The organism is Labrys methylaminiphilus subsp. lupini (assembly GCF_051161885.1).
Lineage (GTDB): Bacteria > Pseudomonadota > Alphaproteobacteria > Rhizobiales > Labraceae > Labrys.
On the sequence record NZ_JBMDIH010000001.1, the window covers coordinates 5,471,698 to 5,489,467 of the forward strand.

13 protein-coding genes are annotated in these 17,770 nt (G+C 63.2%); 8 read left to right on the plus strand and 5 right to left on the minus strand.

What is annotated here, in order from left to right; genetic code table 11:
* Positions 1–99: 99 nt before the first annotated feature.
* Positions 100–1,560, minus strand: a complete 1,461-nt coding sequence (zwf, locus tag ACN6KF_RS25630) for a glucose-6-phosphate dehydrogenase (protein ID WP_434959567.1) — start codon at positions 1,558–1,560, stop codon at positions 100–102.
* 253 nt (positions 1,561–1,813) lie between these two features.
* On the opposite strand from zwf, the gene ACN6KF_RS25635 reads away from it, so the two are divergent.
* The 3 genes from ACN6KF_RS25635 to ACN6KF_RS25645 all read left to right on the plus strand — a co-directional run bounded on the left by ACN6KF_RS25635 (position 1,814) and on the right by ACN6KF_RS25645 (position 6,106).
* Positions 1,814–2,359, plus strand: coding sequence for a cytochrome b (locus ACN6KF_RS25635; protein ID WP_434959568.1), 546 nt, complete (start codon positions 1,814–1,816; stop codon positions 2,357–2,359).
* Between the two features lie 184 nt (positions 2,360–2,543).
* On the plus strand, positions 2,544–5,144 hold the full coding sequence (clpB, locus tag ACN6KF_RS25640; RefSeq protein WP_434959569.1) for an ATP-dependent chaperone ClpB: 2,601 nt from the start codon (positions 2,544–2,546) through the stop codon (positions 5,142–5,144).
* A 254-nt stretch (positions 5,145–5,398) separates the two neighbouring features.
* A complete protein-coding gene (locus ACN6KF_RS25645; protein WP_434959763.1) occupies positions 5,399–6,106 on the plus strand; it encodes a DUF899 family protein in 708 nt (235 codons plus the stop codon).
* Between the two features lie 147 nt (positions 6,107–6,253).
* Here the strand turns inward: ACN6KF_RS25645 and ACN6KF_RS25650 are convergent, their stop codons facing one another.
* Positions 6,254–7,588 carry an MFS transporter gene (locus tag ACN6KF_RS25650; RefSeq protein ID WP_434959570.1) on the minus strand — a complete coding sequence of 445 codons (1,335 nt, stop codon included), beginning with the start codon at positions 7,586–7,588 and terminating at the stop codon, positions 6,254–6,256.
* Between the two features lie 474 nt (positions 7,589–8,062).
* On the opposite strand from ACN6KF_RS25650, the gene cyoA reads away from it, so the two are divergent.
* The 5 genes from cyoA (at position 8,063) to ACN6KF_RS25675 (ending at position 13,156) form a co-directional block, all read left to right on the plus strand.
* Entirely contained in the window at positions 8,063–9,247 is a 1,185-nt protein-coding gene (cyoA, locus tag ACN6KF_RS25655; protein ID WP_434959571.1) for a ubiquinol oxidase subunit II, read from the plus strand.
* Positions 9,248–9,275: 28 nt separating this feature from the next.
* Positions 9,276–11,282, plus strand: coding sequence for a cytochrome o ubiquinol oxidase subunit I (gene cyoB, locus ACN6KF_RS25660; RefSeq protein WP_434959572.1), 2,007 nt, complete (start codon positions 9,276–9,278; stop codon positions 11,280–11,282).
* A gap of 17 nt (positions 11,283–11,299) precedes the next feature.
* Positions 11,300–11,926 carry a cytochrome o ubiquinol oxidase subunit III gene (gene cyoC / locus ACN6KF_RS25665; protein WP_434959764.1) on the plus strand — a complete coding sequence of 209 codons (627 nt, stop codon included), beginning with the start codon at positions 11,300–11,302 and terminating at the stop codon, positions 11,924–11,926.
* Complete coding sequence (gene cyoD, locus ACN6KF_RS25670) at positions 11,923–12,312, plus strand: cytochrome o ubiquinol oxidase subunit IV (RefSeq protein WP_434959573.1); 390 nt, start codon at positions 11,923–11,925, stop codon at positions 12,310–12,312. The genes cyoC and cyoD overlap by 4 nt, the downstream gene beginning before the upstream one ends.
* 172 nt (positions 12,313–12,484) lie before the next feature.
* A complete protein-coding gene (locus ACN6KF_RS25675) occupies positions 12,485–13,156 on the plus strand; it encodes an SURF1 family protein (protein WP_434959574.1) in 672 nt (223 codons plus the stop codon).
* A 4-nt stretch (positions 13,157–13,160) separates the two neighbouring features.
* Here the strand turns inward: ACN6KF_RS25675 and ACN6KF_RS25680 are convergent, their stop codons facing one another.
* From ACN6KF_RS25680 to ACN6KF_RS25690, 3 genes are all read right to left on the minus strand, one after another.
* Complete coding sequence (locus tag ACN6KF_RS25680; protein ID WP_434959575.1) at positions 13,161–13,703, minus strand: response regulator transcription factor; 543 nt, start codon at positions 13,701–13,703, stop codon at positions 13,161–13,163.
* The gene (locus tag ACN6KF_RS25685; protein WP_434959576.1) at positions 13,684–14,982 is read right to left on the minus strand and encodes an ATP-binding protein; all 1,299 of its coding nucleotides are present in this window, start codon (positions 14,980–14,982) and stop codon (positions 13,684–13,686) included. Before ACN6KF_RS25685 ends, ACN6KF_RS25680 begins: the two co-directional genes overlap by 20 nt.
* Before the next feature lie 129 nt (positions 14,983–15,111).
* Complete coding sequence (locus ACN6KF_RS25690; RefSeq protein WP_434959577.1) at positions 15,112–17,052, minus strand: M23 family metallopeptidase; 1,941 nt, start codon at positions 17,050–17,052, stop codon at positions 15,112–15,114.
* Between the last annotated feature and the right edge of the window lie 718 nt (positions 17,053–17,770).

Here is a 17,770-nt window from a genome sequence, read left to right on the forward strand (position 1 = left end):
GTCCGACCAGGTCAATCGGCGGGAGGACGGTGCAACCCGGCAGTTTGCCGGCGGTCGAGCGCTTCGTGCGTTATGAAGGTGGACGTTTGGCCCAGTGCCTCATCCCTTCCCCTCCGGCTTGCGCCACACCCGTTCGAAGGGCAGGCGCCAGGCGTTGGGGGCGATGAGCTGATGGATGGATTTCGGGCCCCAGCTCCCCTGGTCGTAGAGACGCACGGGCGGCGGGTTCTCCAGCAAAGGCTGGGAGACTTCCCAGAGGCGCTCGATGCCCTCGGCCGTGGTGAACAGCGTGTGGTCGCCGCGCATGGCGTCGAGGATCAGGCGCTCATAGGCCTCCAGCACGTCGCCGATCAGGCCTGTTTCGCTGAGGGCGAATTGCAGGGAGAGCTTGTCGAGCCGAAAGCCCGGGCCGGGGCGCTTGCCGTAGAAGGAGAGCGAAACCTTGGAGGCGTCGGCGAGGTCGAAGGTGAGGTGGTCAGGGCCTTGCGCGCCTACGCCCGAGCCCGCCGGGAACATGCTCTTGGGCGGTTCGCGGAAGGCGATCGAGATGATGCGCTGGCCCTCGGCCAGGCGCTTGCCGGTGCGTAAGTAGAAGGGCACGCCGGCCCAGCGCCAATTGTCGATGGCGCATTTGAGGGCGATGAAGGTCTCGGTGTCGCTTTCGGGGTCGACGCCCGGTTCCTCGCGATAGCCGAGATATTGCCCGCGCACCACGTCACGCGGGTCGATCGGCACCATGGAGCGGAACACCTTGTTCTTCTCTTCCGAAATCGGCTGCGGCTCCAGAGCGGTCGGCGGCTCCATCGCCATGAAGGCGAGGATCTGGAACAGATGCGTCACCACCATGTCGCGATAGGCGCCGGTGGATTCGTAGAAGGCGGCGCGGGTTGAAAGTCCCAATGTCTCGGGCACGTCGATCTGGACGTGGTCGATGAAATTGCGGTTCCAGATCGGCTCGAACAGGCCGTTGGCGAAGCGGAAGGCCAGGATGTTCTGGGCCGGCTCCTTGCCGAGGAAGTGGTCGATGCGGAAGATCTGGCTCTCGTGGAAGACCTCGTGCAGACGGGCGTTGAGGGCGACGGCGCTGGCGAGATCGGTGCCGAACGGCTTTTCCATGATGATGCGGCAGCGATCGACCAGACCGGCCTCCGAGAGCATCTGCACGGCCGAGAGCGCGGCGTTGGGCGGCACGGAAAGATAATGCACGCGCCGGGCCTCGGGGCCGAGTTCCGCCTCGGCCCGTGCCACCGCTTCCTTCACCGGCCCCGCGCCGGCGCTGATCGGCACATAATCGAGACTGGCGGCGAAGGCTTCCCAATCAGCTTGGCTGACCTTGCGGGTGGAGAATTTGTCTAGGGAGTCGCGCGCGATGGCGCGAAAGCCGTCGGCATCGATCTCGTCGAGCGAGACGCCGATGATGCGGCAGCCGGGAATGAAGCCGGCGCTGGCGAGATGGAACAGGCCCGGCAGCAGCTTGCGGCGAGAGAGGTCGCCCGTGGCGCCCACCAGCACCACCACCTGCGGCTTTCCCGGGCCGACACGCGAGGAATTCTTGATCAAGGTTCTCGTTCCCATTGATTTTGCACTGCGCCGGCGCGCTACGCCGCGGGCCGCTCCAGGCCCGTCCTTGCCTGAAGCCGCCATCGCCGTGCCCCATACCGGTTCGAGACGGGAATAGGGGCATAGACCGATGGGATGATCAAGGGCCGACAGAAAAACTGCGCGACGCAAAATTAATCGGCGGAAACCACCAGCGCCATATCGCCGCCGCAGTCTTGTACAGATTAGAATTTATCTAATCTGGAGCCCAGCCATGCCTTCTTCATCATATCGTCCCATCCAGAAGGCCCTGCATTGGGCGATCTTTCTACTGGTGCTGGCCTGCTATGGCCTTACCTATAACGGCTTGTTCTTCGCGAAGGGCGATCCGGGCCGGGCCCTGGCCTGGTGGAGCCACATTTCGCTGGGCCTCCTGCTCACCGCTCTGATTGCCGCCAGGCTCGTCGCCCGCCTGGCGCTCGGCACTCCCCCGCTGCCTTCGACGATGTCCGGTGCCGAGATGGCAATGGCCAAGGGTGCCCATCTCCTTCTTTATCTCCTGATGGTCGGTATCGTCGGCCTCGGCATCACTCTCACCTGGTTGCGTGGAGATGCTCTTACTTTTTTTGGCCTGTTCACCGTACCCGCGCCCGTGGTCCCCGATCGCGGTCTGGCACTTCTGGTCAAGGACGCGCATGAGCTATGCGCCGATGCGATCCTGGTCTTGGCCGGCCTCCACGCCGTTGCAGCGCTCTGGCATCATTATGTCCGGCGTGACGATGTCCTGACGCGCATGCTTCCCGGTCGTTCGGCGCGGTAGTGCGAGCGGGTGAGACGCCCCGCTTGGCTTCTTTCTTGATCTGGCTCAGACTCTTGTTTCCATACCCCTTGTAGCTTCGACCCGGCTCCCCACATCATTCTCAGCGAATGCTTTCGGGGTTCGCAAATCTGTATGGCGCCTGGACGATGCTACGGGTCTTCGGGCGTGCTGGAAGGGATAGAGAATGAATTTTGAACGCTATACCGAACGTGCCAGAGGCTTCGTTCAGTCGGCGCAATCGTTGGCGCTGCGCGAGGGGCATCAGCAATTTGCTCCCGAACATCTCCTGAAAGTCCTGCTCGATGATCCCGAGGGACTGGCGGCGGGCCTGATCGACCGCTCAGGCGGCAATTCGCGCCAGGCACTGAACGCCGTCGAGGCTGCCTTGAAGAAGCTGCCCAAGGTGCAGGGGACCGGCGCTGGCCAGGTCTATCTGACGCCGGGGCTTGCCCGCGTGTTCGAGGCTGCTGAGAAGGCGGCCGACAAGGCCTCCGACAGCTTCGTCACGGTCGAGCGGCTGTTGCTGGCGCTCGCCGTCGAAAAGGATACAGAGGCCGGCAAGGCACTGGCGGCTGCCGGCGCGACGCCGCAGAACCTCAACAAGGCGATCGAGGCCCTGCGCAAGGGCCGCACCGCCGATAGCGCCACGGCCGAGAACGCCTATGACGCCCTGAAGAAATATGCCCGCGACCTCACCATCGATGCCCGCGAGGGCAAGCTCGATCCGGTGATCGGCCGCGACGAGGAGATCCGCCGCACCATCCAGGTGCTGTCGCGGCGCACCAAGAACAACCCGGTGCTGATCGGCGAGCCCGGCGTCGGCAAGACGGCGATCGTCGAGGGCCTGGCGCTGCGCATCGTCAATGGCGACGTGCCCGAAAGCCTGAAGGACAAGGCTCTCCTGGCGCTCGACATGGGTGCGCTGATCGCCGGCGCCAAATATCGCGGTGAGTTCGAGGAGCGCTTGAAGGCTGTCCTGAACGAGGTGACCTCCGCCGATGGCGAGATCATCCTGTTCATCGACGAGATGCATACGCTGGTCGGTGCAGGCAAGGGCGAGGGGGCGATGGACGCCTCCAACCTGCTCAAGCCCGCTCTGGCGCGCGGTGAGCTGCACTGCGTCGGCGCCACCACGCTCGACGAATATCGCAAGCATGTCGAGAAGGACCCGGCCTTGGCGCGGCGTTTCCAGCCCGTCTTCGTCGAGGAGCCCACGGTGGAGGACACCATCTCCATCCTGCGCGGCCTGAAGGAGAAGTATGAGCAGCACCACAAGGTGCGCATCACCGACAGCGCCATCGTGGCGGCGGCAACGCTCTCCAACCGCTACATCACCGACCGCTTCCTGCCCGACAAGGCCATCGACCTTGTCGACGAGGCCGGCTCGCGGCTGCGCATGCAGGTGGATTCCAAGCCCGAGGAGCTCGACGAGCTCGACCGGCGCATCGTCCAGCTCAAGATCGAGCAGGAAGCCCTCAAGCGGGAGAACGACGACGCCTCCAAGGACCGTCTCACCAAGCTCGAAAAGGAGCTGGCCGATCTGGAAGAGCGTTCGTCCGAGCTCACCCAGCGCTGGAAGTCCGAGAAGGACAAGCTCGGCCTTGCCGCCGATCTCAAGGGCCAGCTCGACAAGGCCAAGAACGAACTGGCCGAGGCCCAGCGCCGCGGCGAGTACCAGCGCGCGGGCGAATTGACCTATGGCATCATCCCCAAGCTCGAAAAGGAGCTGACGGAGGTCGAGGCGTCCGAAGGCAAGGTCAGCATGGTCGAGGAGGCCGTGACGGCGGATCATGTCGCGCAGGTGGTCTCGCGCTGGACGGGCGTGCCTGTCGACCGGATGCTGGAGGGCGAGAAGGACAAGCTCCTGCGCATGGAGGACGTGCTGGGAGCCAGGGTGATCGGCCAGGGCGAAGCCGTGCAGGCGGTCGCGACCGCGGTCCGGCGCGCCCGCGCCGGCCTGCAGGATCCTAACCGACCGATCGGTTCCTTCATCTTCCTGGGCCCGACGGGCGTCGGCAAGACCGAACTGACCAAGGCTTTGGCAAGCTTCCTGTTTGATGACGATACGGCGATGATCCGCCTCGACATGTCCGAATATATGGAGAAGCACTCGGTGAGCAGGCTCATCGGCGCGCCTCCGGGCTATGTCGGCTATGACGAGGGCGGCGCCCTCACCGAAGCCGTGCGGCGCCGGCCCTATCAGGTCGTGCTGTTCGACGAGATAGAGAAGGCCCATCCCGATGTCTTCAATGTCCTCCTGCAGGTGCTTGATGACGGGCGCCTGACGGACGGGCAGGGTCGTACGGTCGACTTCCGCAACACCTTGATCATCATGACCTCCAATCTCGGCGCCGAATATCTGGTCAGCCAGAAGGAGGGCGAGGATTCGGACAAGGTGCGCGAGGAGGTGATGAGCGTGGTGCGCAGCCACTTCCGGCCGGAGTTCCTCAACCGTGTCGACGAGATCATTCTGTTCCACCGCCTGAAGAAGGCGCAGATGGGCGCGATCGTCGATATCCAGATGGCCCGGCTGCAGAAGCTGCTCGACGAACGCAAGATCACGCTGCATCTCGACGATGCCGCCAGGACCTATCTTGCCGACAAGGGCTACGACCCGGCCTATGGTGCCCGTCCGCTCAAGCGCACGATCCAGCGCCTGGTGCAGGATCCGCTGGCCGAGATGATCCTCTCCGGCAAGGTGAAGGACGGCGTGACCATCGAGATCGGCGCTACAGGCTCGGGCCTGGTCATCGGCGGTCAGGCGGTAAATGCCAGGGCGGCGTAAGGAATTACAGCAAGCCGAAACGAAAAAGCGGGCCTTCGGGCCCGCTTTTGCATTGGGGCCGCACGCTGGAACGGAACTGCAGCAACTCGGCCCTCGATCGCCAATGGCACCACGGCCGTAGCCGCACGACTGGAATAACCCACCAGGCCCTCCAATGCGTGGCTGGCTTTAAAAATGGAACCGGGTTGTCGGGTCTGCGCGTTGAGAAACGTCCTTGGAGCGTAGCGTCATCGACGGCAATCGAGGAGGATCGCATGACTGCGGATGTTGGCAGACTGAAGCCCGCCGCCGAACTGGCCGCTCTCAACCAGGCCCGGATCCCGAATGAAAGCGAGGCGTATCGCCGTGCCCGAACTGCTCTGCTTGCAGAGGAAATCGAACTTCGCCGCCACATTGAACGCGTGGCCGAGATGCGCCGTGCATTGCCACCGGGCGCTCCCGTCGAAAAAAACTATGTGTTCGAAGGAGAGAATGGCCCCGTCCGCTTCGCCGATCTGTTCGGCAAGCATGAAAGCTTGATCGTCTACAACTACATGTTCGGTCCCGAGCGCAAACGCCCATGCCCGATGTGCACGGCGCTTCTCGGCGCGCTGGCGGGCAATGCGCAGGATATCCAGCAGCGGGCTGCGCTCGCGGTCGTCGCCCGCGCCCCGATCGAACGGTTGCTCGATTTCAAGCGTGAGCGCGGCTGGCGGCATTTGCCGTTCTACAGCGACACAACGGCCGAGTTCGGTCGCGATTTTGGGACCTGGCGCTCGGATGGCGACTATCCGGGCTACAATGTCTTTACCCGGCGAGACGGCTCCATTCGCCATTTCTGGGGCGGCGAGATGGGCGGCGTGACGGCCGATCCGGGCCAGGACCCGCGTGGCGCGCCCGACCTGACGCCGCTTTGGAATGTGTTGGACACCACGCCGGAGGGACGAGATGCCCATTGGTATCCGAAGGTGGATTATGATTGACCGATAGAGATCACGCTGCACGGCATTTGGGCGGGGAGAACCCCGCCTACAGAGCCAATCTTGTCTTTGACATGCCTTTGAGAAGGCCGGGCTGGTCGATTCGAACCGAACTAGGCACGGCCATCTCAGCTAGGCCGGGATCAGAACTCAATCCTTCGGATCCTGCGTGCCCTGGCGGATGCTTTCGAGGTTGATCCATAGTGCCATCAGCGTGCAGACCGCACCCGAGAGCAGGTAGACGCCGGCGGAGGCGAGGCCGAACCATGTCGCCAGCGCCAGTGCGACGAAGGGTGCGAAGCCGGCGCCGAACAACCAGGCGAGATCCGAGGTCAGGGCCGCACCGGTGTAGCGATACTGGATCGGGAAATTCATGTTCACCGCGCCCGAGACCTGGCCGAAGGTGAGGCCGAGCAGGATGAAGCCGCCGATCATGTAGATGAGCTCGCCCGTCTGGCCGCCGTTCAGCAATTGCGGCGCATAGCCCGAATAGATGGCGATCGCCATGGCGCAGACGGCGATGAGGTTGCGCCGGCCGAAGCGGTCGGCGATCGGGCCGGAGGCGACGATGGCGGCGAGGCCGAACAGGGCGCTGAAAATCTCGATCACCAGGAACTGGACCGGGCTTTCGTTGGTTTCCAGCACCACCCAGGCGAGCGGGAACACCGTCACCATGTGGAACACGGCAAAACTCGCCAGTGGCGCGAAGGAGCCGATGATGATGGTGCGCCCCTGCGCGCCCACCGTCTCCAGGATCGGCTTGGGCTGTAGTTCCTGGCTCTGGAACATCTCGCCGTATTCGGGTGTGGCGACGATGCGCAGCCGCGAGAACAACGCCACCACATTGATGGCGAAGGCCACAAAGAAGGGATAGCGCCAGCCCCAGTCGATGAAATCCGCCGCATCGAGCGTGGTGTAGAAAAAGGCGAACAGGCCGCTGGCGACGATCAGGCCGAGCGGGGCGCCGAGCTGCGGGATCATGGCCCACCAGCCACGCTGGCCTTCGGGGGCGTTCAAACTGAGCAAGGCGGGCAGGCCGTCCCAGCTGCCGCCGAGCGCGATGCCCTGGCCGATGCGCAGCAGCGCCAGCAGCACGCCGGCCCAGGCGCCGACAGTGCCGTGATTGGGCAGGAAGGCGATCGCCGCGGTGGAGCCGCCCAGCAGGAAGAGCGCGATGGTCAGCTTGACCTCGCGGCCATAATGCCGGTCGAACAGGGTGAACAGCGCCGACCCGAAGGGGCGCGCGATGAAGGCGAGAGCGAAGATCGCGAAGGAATAGAGCATGCCCGTCAGCGCATCGTGATGCGGGAAGGCAAGCTTGGGGAACACCAGCACGGAGGCGATGGCATAGACGAAGAAGTCGAAATATTCCGACGTCCGACCGATGATTACGCCGATGGCGATCTCGCTCGGCGTGATGGTGTGGCGCCTGGCGCCGTGCTGGTCCGCTGCCCCGGCCGGATGCATGGAAGTCGTGGTGCTCATCGTCCCTCGGCTTTCTCCAAAGACCCCTGGGGTCCTTGGACAGATATGGTTTGGAGCAGGATGAGGTCAAAAGAACCATAGGGGAGGAGCAGCGCGGCGCCAAGACATCTGTCTCCAAGACATCTGCCTTTGGCGCATGTTGCGACACTGCAGATGGTCCTTGTTCACCTCACCGCCTCCGGGGCACTTTTGACCGACGAGGGGCGCGCGCATCGCAGCAAGCCACCGAGCTTGCGTCTCCGCGCTCCCACGCACTTGCTAGGCAAGTGCGGACATCATCTGCCAGGATCGCTCGCACCCTGTCCGAACCCATACCTGTCCAAAGACCCTAGCCCGCTCGACGGAAGCCGTGCAGTATGGGGGTCCCTTGCGTACCTATTGCCGTCTTCACGATGATATTGTCATTGGACAAAATGTCCAATGGGCAGCCTGGAACCGGAGGCGTATCGGCACGACATGCGAATGCTATCCCGAATGCCGTTCCTTAGCTCCGTCCGCTTGCGCAAGCTTGCGCGCCTCGCCCTGGCCGTGCCTCTTATGGGCCTGCTCGCGGGCTGCAATGCCGTGGTGCTCAGCCCGTCAGGCGACATCGCCGCCCAGCAACGCGATCTGCTGGTGTTCTCTACCGTGCTGATGCTGGTGATCATCATACCGGTGATGGCGCTGACGGTGCTGTTCGCCTGGCGCTATCGCCAGTCCAACAAGGCGGCGCGCTATGAGCCCGATTGGGACCATTCCACCCAGCTTGAGCTGGTGATCTGGGCGGCGCCGCTGCTGATCGTCATCATTCTGGGGGCGATCACCTGGACCGGAACGCATCTGCTCGACCCTTACAGGCCGCTCGAACGCGTGGCCGCGGGCAGGCCGGTGACCAAGGAGGTCAAGCCTCTGGAGGTCCAGGTCGTCGCGCTCGACTGGAAATGGCTGTTCATCTACCCCGAATATGGCGTGGCCAGCGTCAACGAGATGGCGGCGCCGGTCGACCGGCCGATCAATTTCAAGATCACCGCCTCGGCCGTGATGAACTCCTTCTATGTGCCGGCCCTGGCAGGCATGATCTATGCCATGCCGGGCATGGAGACCAAGCTGCACGCGGTGATCAACGCACCCGGAGAATATGAAGGCATCTCGTCCAATTACAGCGGCGCGGGCTTCTCGGGCATGCGCTTCCGCTTCCATGGGCTCGACCAGGCCGGCTTCGACCAGTGGGTCGCCAAGGTCCGTGCCGGCGATGCCGGCGCCCTCGACCGCCCGGCCTATCTCGCTCTGGAGAAGCCGAGCCAGAACGTGCCCGTGCGCCATTACAGTTCCGTCGCCGATGACCTCTATCACGCCATCCTGAACATGTGCGTCGACGCCAACAAGATGTGCATGGACAAGATGATGTCGGTCGATGCTCAGGGGGGCCTCGGCAAGGAAGGCATCAACAATGTCCGCCCGCTGCTCTACGACAAATATGCCCGCCGTGGCGCGGTGTTCGGCCCCGAACCCTATTTCGTTTCCTCCTATTGCGAGGTGCCGCGGTCCGGTGCGCTCGATACTTGGAAGCGCGGCGTTCCGGCGTTGAGTCCCAAGCCCGCCGGCCTCACCGGCGCCAGCCTTTCCATCCCGTCTGCCTCCAGCCAGCCGTCGCAGCTCTCCGCTGCCCAGCCCGGTTAAGTGCAACCTCATTCAAGAGCGGATACCCATGTCTTCTGAAACGGTTGCAGTCAGCCCGATCTTCGGTCGGTTTACACTGGAAGCCATCCCCTATCACGAGCCGATACTGGTCGTAACCTTCATTGGTGTCGCCATCGGCGGCCTCGGCCTTCTCGGGGTCCTGACCTATTTCCGCGCCTGGGGCTATCTATGGCGCGAATGGTTCACCAGCGTCGATCACAAGCGCATCGGCGTTATGTATATCGTGCTGGCGCTGGTCATGCTGCTGCGCGGTTTTTCCGACGCGATCATGATGCGCCTGCAGCAGGCGATCGCCTTCGGCGGATCCCAGGGCTATCTGCCGCCGCATCACTACGACCAGGTCTTCACGGCGCATGGCGTCATCATGATCTTCTTCGTGGCGATGCCCTTCGTCACCGGCTTCATGAACTTCGTGGTGCCGCTGCAGATCGGCGCGCGCGACGTCTCCTTCCCCTTCCTCAACAATTTCTCGTTCTGGATGACCGCGGCGGGCGCAGCCATCATCATGATGTCGCTGTTCGTCGGTGAATTCGCCAAGACGGGCTGGCTCGCCTATCCGCCGCTGTCGGGTATCGCCTATAGTCCGGATGTCGGGGTCGACTATTACATCTGGGGCCTGCAGGTGGCGGGCGTGGGGACGCTGTTATCGGGCGTCAACCTGATCGCCACCATCGTCAAGCTGCGTGCGCCCGGCATGACGATGATGCGCATGCCCGTCTTCACCTGGACCGCGCTGTGCACCAACGTCCTCATCGTCGCCGCCTTCCCGGTGCTGACGGCCGTGCTCGCCTTGTTGTCGCTCGACCGCTATGTCGGCACCAACTTCTTCACCAATGACCTCGGCGGCAATCCGATGATGTATGTGAACCTCATCTGGATCTGGGGTCATCCGGAGGTCTATATCCTTATCCTGCCGGCCTTCGGCATCTTCTCGGAAGTGACGGCGGCCTTCTGCGGCAAGCGTCTGTTCGGTTACACCTCGATGGTCTACGCCACGGTGGTGATCACCATCCTGTCCTATCTGGTCTGGCTGCATCACTTCTTCACCATGGGCTCGGGCGCCAGCGTGAACTCCTTCTTCGGCATCACCACCATGGTGATCTCGATCCCGACCGGCGCGAAGATCTTCAACTGGCTGTTCACCATGTATCGCGGCCGCATCCGCTTCGAGTTGCCGATGATGTGGACGCTGGCCTTCATGCTCACCTTCGTGATCGGCGGCATGACGGGCGTGCTGCTGGCGGTGCCGCCGGCCGACTTCGTACTGCACAATTCGCTGTTCCTGATCGCGCATTTCCACAATGTGATCATCGGCGGCGTGCTGTTCGGCATGTTCGCCGGCATCAACTACTGGTTCCCCAAGGTCTTCGGCTTCCGGCTCGATCCGTTCTGGGGCAAGGTCTCGTTCTGGTGCTGGGTCGTCGGCTTCTGGGTCGCCTTCATGCCGCTCTACATCCTCGGCCTGATGGGTGTGACCCGGCGCGTCAGTCATTTCGAGGATCCGTCCCTGCAGATCTGGTTCGTGATCGCCGCTTGCGGCGCCGGCCTGATCGCCATCGGCATCGCCGCTTCGCTGATGCAGTTCTATGTCAGCTTCAAGAAGCGGGAGTCTCTCAAGGATACGACCGGCGACCCCTGGAACGCGCGCACGCTGGAATGGTCGACCTCTTCGCCGCCGCCGGCCTACAATTTCGCCTTCACGCCGGTGGTGCATGATCTCGATGCCTGGGAGGACATGAAGCGCCGCGGCTACAAGCGGCCACTGGAAGGCTACAAGCCCATCCACATGCCCAAGAACACCGGCGCGGGCATCGTCCTGGCCGGGTTGAGCGCGGTCTGCGCCGTCGCCATGATCTGGTATGTCTGGTGGCTCGCGATCGCCAGCTTCGTTGCCCTGCTGGCTGCGGTCATCATTCACACCTTCAACTACAACCGCGACTTCCACATTCCCGCCGAGGAGGTGGCCACCGCCGAGAATGCCCGCACAAATCTGCTGGCGGCAGGAGAACGCTGATGTCGCAGACCATCCTGATGCCGCAGACAGGGGCCGAGGAAAGCCGAGCGCCGGTCTTCCATCTGCCGGAAGAACCGCATCATCCGGAAGGGTCGAGCACCATGCTCGGCTTCTGGATCTATCTGATGAGCGACTGCCTGATCTTTGCGATCCTGTTCGCCACCTATGGCGTGCTCGGCGGCAATTACGCTGCCGGTCCCTCGCCCAAAGACCTGTTCGACCTGCAACTGGTGGCGTTGAACACTACAATGCTGCTGCTCTCCTCCATCACCTATGGCTTTGCCATGATCTCGATGCAGGAAAGCAAGGCCGGCTCGACCCAGGCCTGGCTCTTGGTTACGGCTTTGTTCGGCATGGCCTTCGTCGGCATCGAGCTCTACGAATTCTCGCATATGATCCATGAGGGGGCGACGCCACAGCGCAGTGGCTTCCTGTCCGCCTTCTACACGCTGGTCTCTACGCACGGCCTGCACGTTTCGACCGGCATTCTCTGGCTGTTCACTTTGATGGTGCAGGTCGCCCGCTACGGCCTGACCACGGCGAACCGCCGCCGCCTCATGTGCCTGAGCCTGTTCTGGCACTTCCTGGACGTCATCTGGATCGGCGTCTTCACCTATGTCTATCTGATGGGGATGCTGCGATGAGCGCCCACACCCACCAAGACTCGCACCAAGACGCCCATCATGACGAGCATGGCTCCTCGCATGGCTCGCGCAAGAGCTATCTGATCGGCTTCGGCCTCTCGGTAGTGCTGACCTTCATCCCGTTCTGGCTGGTGATGACGGGCGCGCTCGAATCGAAGGTCGCGACCTCGCTGATCGTGATCTCCCTGGCGGTGATCCAGATCGTCGTGCACATGATCTATTTCCTGCACATGGATGCCAAGTCCGAGGGCGGCTGGAACCTGATGGCTCTGATCTTCACCATCGTGCTGGTGGTGATCACGCTGACGGGCTCGCTGTGGGTCATGTATCACCTCGTCAACAACATGATGCCGATCTCGGCGCATGACATGCGCAACATGCCGTGAGCCTGATGCGATGACCGCTGAGCGTTTTCCAGAAAAGTTGGCAGACTTTTCGATTAAGAAAACGCGTCAAAGCGAAGAGTCGGAGAGAAAGTGCGATTCAGAGAAATCGCACTTTGCTCCAGAGGGTGGCCGGCCGGCTCGGCCCCCACGTTCGCGACGTGGTTTCACCGTCATGGTGGCGGCGCTCGTCGTCGCCTTTGCGGGCTTTTGCGCGCTGGGCGTCTGGCAGGTCCAGCGCCTGGGCTGGAAGCAGGGCCTGATCGCCCGCATCGATGCCCGTATCCATGCCGAGCCTGCGCCGCCGCCCGGACCCGAAGCGTGGCCCGCCATCGCGGCGGACAAGGATGCCTATCGCCGTATCCGCCTCGTGGGCGAATTTCTGGACCGTCCACCCGTCTTCGTGCAGGCCACCACCGCGCGGGGAGGCGGCTTCTGGACGTTGTCGCCCCTGAAGACCGAGCAGGGCTTCCTGGTGCTCGTCAATCGCGGCTTCGTGCTGCCGGAGGAGCGCGCCAAGGCCGGCAATGCTGCTGGGCCGGCCGAGGTAACCGGGCTGCTGCGGCTCAGCGAGCCCAAGGGCGCCTTCCTGCGCAGCAACGATCCGGGCGCCGATCGCTGGTATTCGCGCGACGTGGCTGAAATCGCCGTCGCCCGTGGGCTCGGCACGGTGGCGCCCTATTTCATCGACGCCGAGCGGCGGCAGGCCGGCGAAATTCCGACCGGCGGCATGACGGTGGTCGACCTGCCCAACAACCATCTGGTCTACGCATTGACCTGGTTCGCCCTTGCCCTCATGGCACTCGGCGGGCTGGCCTATACCGTGCGTGAGAGGAGAGCAGGATAATCCCTCACTTCAGCCGCCGTTTCTCCAGCTTGCGCGCCAGGGTGCGTCGATGCATGCCGAGGCGGCGCGCGGTTTCGGAAATGTTGAACTCCGTCTCCACCAGCGTCTCATGGATGCGTTCCCATTCAAGATTCTTGATGGAGGTCGGGGTCTGTGTCATCGGCACGCTGGCGTCGCCGTCGCTGCGCTGGAAGGCTGCTTCGATATCGTCGGTGTTGGAGGGCTTGGCCAGATAGTGGCAGGCTCCGAGCTTGATTGCCTCGACGGCGGTGGCGATGGAGGCAAACCCCGTCAGCACCACGATCTTCATGGCGGGGTCATGACCATGCAGCGCCTTCACGCATTCCAGGCCCGAGCCGCCGGCCAGCTTGAGGTCGACCACGGCAAAATCCGGCGCGTGGTGTTGGAGCAAGGCTTGCATCGGCTCGAGGCCGGCGGCGACTTCGACGACATAGTCTCGCCGCTCGAAGGATTTGCGCAAGGTTCGGGCGAAGGTCGCATCGTCCTCGACGATGATGAGGCGGCGTTCAGCCGGGGAGGATGCCATCGGTTACTCCTTCGGGCGACAGTGTCGCCATCGGCAGGGTCAGCTCGACCAGTGCGCCGCCATTCAGCAGATTCTTGGCCGTGAGGGTGCCGCCGAGTTTGCGGGCGACGTTGACGACCAGGAACAGGCCGAGCCCGCCGCCCGGCCAATTCTTGCTGGAATTATAGGGTTTGCCGAGTTGATCCAGTATGTCCTTGCCGAAACCCGGCCCTGCGTCGGTGACAGAGAGCGTGAGCCGGTCGCCGCGCCGCTCCAGGGCGATGCCCACCCAATTGGGCGAGGCTTCGAGCGCATTGTCGAAGATGTTGAACACCACCTGCTTGAGGGCGTCGTCCGAGACGATGGAGACATCGGTGCCGAAGGTGTTGTTGTAGTCAAGGCGGGCAGGGGAACGGCTGGTGCGCCATTCCTCCACGAGTTCGTCGAAGAAGCTGAGCACGCTGGTGCGCCGCGTGCCTTCGCCGCGCACTTCGCCCGATGACATCAGGATACCGGTGACGATCGTCTTGCAGCGGTCGAGCTGGCCGCGCATTTCGGCAAGCTCGGCCGCGACCTCCTCGTCCTGCCTGAACATCTCCATGCGCTGCCAGTCGCTCAGGATCACCGAGAGGGTTGCCAGTGGTGTGCCGAGTTCATGGGCGGCGCCCGAGGCGAGCAGGCCCATGCGGACGATATGATCCTCCTCGGCCGATTGCTGACGCAGGCTCGCCAGATGGGCGTCGCGGGCGCGCAGGTTGCGGTTGATGCGGGTGACGAAGAATACCAGCAGGACTGCCGCCAGCACGAAGCAGATGAAGGTGCCCTGGACATGCAGGTCGGCCAGATCGGTGCCCTTCGGCGCCGCCGGCATTGGCAAAGGTCGGTTGAAGGTCGCCAAGCCGACGAAACAGGCGCTGGTGGCCGCGAGCAGCGTCCAGGTCGACCAGGCTTCCAGCAGGACACCGCCGATGATGACCTGCAGGAGATAGAGATAGATGAAGGGGTTGGAGGCGCCGCCGCTGAGATAGAGCTGCACGGTGAGTGCGGCGACATCGAGCATCAGCTCGAGGAAGAGCTCGGTATTGCCCACCAGGCCCTGGCTGCGCAGCCTGAGGACACCAACGACGTTGAGCGCCACCAGAAAACCGATCACGACCGCCATCTCGAATAGCGGCAGGGGAATGTTGAGCACGAGATCGACGAACAGGATGGTGATCACCTGCCCGATAACGGCCAGCCAGCGAAGCTGGATCAGCAAGGCGAGGTTTTTCTGGTCGGTGGTGTCGCGGATGGCGGTCATGATGCCTTACTATAGCGTCTCGCCGTCCTGTGGCAGCTCTGTCGGCGAAAATGCCGCAAGACAGGGATCCGCCGGCGCCAGATGCCGGCGGCGGGGCCCAGTTCCCATAACGATGGCGGGGGCCGGGCCTCAGCTCTTGTTGATGCCGGTCGCGATCTCGGCGACGGGCGCCTTGCTCATCAGGGCGTTGATGCGGTCGCGCTCCGCCCTGAAGGTGGCGAGCAGGTCGCCATTGAGCTCACGTCCCTGCGGTAGCTTGATGCGCATCGGGTCGACGAAGCTGCCGTTGATCTTCACTTCGTAGTGGATGTGCGGGCCGGTCGCCAGGCCCGACTGGCCGAGATAGCCGATGACTTGGCCCATCTTGACCTTGGCTCCGACTCCTGTGCCTGAGGCGAAGCTGTTCATGTGCGAATAGGTCGAGAGATAGCCGTTGGCGTGCTGGATCTCGATGTGCCGGCCGTAGCCATTGGTCCAGCCGGATTTGACGATGGTGCCGTTGCCGGTGGCCAGGATCGGCGTGCCGACGCGGTCGGCCCAGTCGACACCGGTATGCATCTTGTAATAGCCGAGGATCGGGTGGCGCCGCATGCCGAAGGTGGAACGCATCTCGCCGCCATTGATCGGCTTGCGCGTCAGGAACTTGCGCGCCGACTTGCCGTCCTCGTCGTAATAGTCGACCTGGCCATCGTCGGGACTGGCAAAATGATAGTAGCGCTTGAGCTCGCCATTGACGGTCAGCGCCGTATAGAGGATGTCGCCGACTGGGTTGCCGGCCTCGTCCTGCTCGTAGAACAGCTCGAAATTGTCGCCCGGTCGGGTATGGCGGGTGAGATCGACGTCATAGGCATAGACGCGCAGCAGCCTTTCGATCATCTCCTTGGGCACCTGCTGCTTCAGGGCCGTCTCGTAGATGGAGTAATAGAGGCGGATACCCGTGCCGCTGTCGCCTTCATCCTCGTCGCCGCCACCCTGATTGTCCTGGGCGTTGGCGGCGATGTCGGTCGAACTCGGATCCTGCACTGAGACATAGCCGCCGGTATCGGCGAGCACCACGGTGCCAAGATGCTTGTCGGCGTTATAGACCGACAGGCGTACGGGCCGGGAGTGGGCGTCCTCATCCCCGCCTGGCGCCACCAGAACCCGCAGGCGCAGCCCGCCATGCAGCTTGCCGGCATCGCCGAGCGCCTTGGCGATTTCCTGGACCTCCTGCGGCGTTGCACCCAGGCGCCCCAGAATGGCGGCGAGCGTGTCCTTATCTTCAACCGTGATGGTCTGTTCGCGGGAGGAGACCTCGGGCGTCGTCTTGGCGATATTGGTGAAGTTCTCGGGCACGATGGTGATCTTGAGCGCCGAGTCGGGGTCGGTCTGCACGTCGGTCTCGCGCAGTGCCGTGAGGTCCGCGCTTTCGGCGCGGTCGTCGTCGGCGGCGAGTGCTACGAATTGTGGCGGGATGATCGCGGCCGAGGGATCGCTGCCCTGGGTCTTTGCCCGCACCAGAGCGAGCACCTGCTCGTCCGGCAGCAGGGGACCGGAGGTCGGTTGGAAGTTCACGCCGACCAGGTCGCGGCTGGCCACGGTGACCTCGCCGTCATCGGGCGCTTGCTCGACATGGGGCGCGGCGGGCGCCAGGGCTGCGTCCGGATCGGCGGACAGAGCCTGGGGATTATAAGGCGGCACCTGGGAAGAGAACGGCCCGGAGGCAATCTGCAGGCTCGAGAGTACGCGCGCGAAGGGCTTGACCTTGATGACGTCCTTGTCACCCACTTTCGTGGTGGTGGAGACGCGAATGACCTGATGGGCTTCCATCGTATCGGTCTGGATCAGGATGCGATCGGTCTTTTGGGTGGAGGTTTGGGCCTCGCTGTCGCGCACGACGCTGGGGGCGATCTGCGGTGCATGGCCCACGCTGTATTCGCCGTCCAGAGCGGCATAGACCGCCCCACCCATCAAGCCGGCGCCGCACAGGCCGGTGAGGACCGTACCCGTCAGCCAGCGGATCGAGACCTTGCGCCGGTCGGGCGCGCGCCCGCCATCCGCCGAAAGCGGCGCCTGCGTTCCGGGATCCACGATCCCGTACCGATCCTGCCGCCTGTCTCTATACGTCGTCCGTGGTGACAAATTCGATAGTTCCGCCAGAAATACGCTGAACCCAAAACGCCAAAGCGTGAGGCGGCGCGCATGGTTGGTAGGAAGTTTGCCCCCTTCCTTGGGGGCGGACCGTGCCCTAGCCGGGCGCGCCGGTCAATTCCAGATCCATCTTAACCCCTGATCAATTGGGCCGATTTGGGGCGGTGTATGACAATTCCACGAATCCAGGGGCAGAATTCCTGATCGGGCTGCGTCTGGAGGGGAGGGCTGGGGACGGGTTCATGGGCCAGATTTTATGGGCTGAATATAGATCGCGCGCGGGGGGCGATACCTCTGCTGAAAGCAGGGCAGAGGTGGCTGCGTTAGGGAGGTAAGCAGCCTCCGATCAGGGCGCGCGGCGGCGGGGTTGAAATGGCCATCCCGAATACCCATGTTTGGGCAATGGGTTAGTTGAAGACGCCGAGAATTCCTCCACAGGCTTTCAAAAAAAGCGTCACGCAACCGTCAAAAAAATGAAATCGGCTGTTGACGGGCGGAAAGAGCCCCTCTATACAGCACCCATCGACGGACGGCGCTGCCGCGAATGAGCGGCGGGGCTGATTTGTTGCCTCTTCTGCTTAAGATCGCAAGGTTCTGAACCTGGTGAAAACTGGGGCGGCGAGGCGTCTGGAAGATTGAACGGGTTCATCTCGTTCCT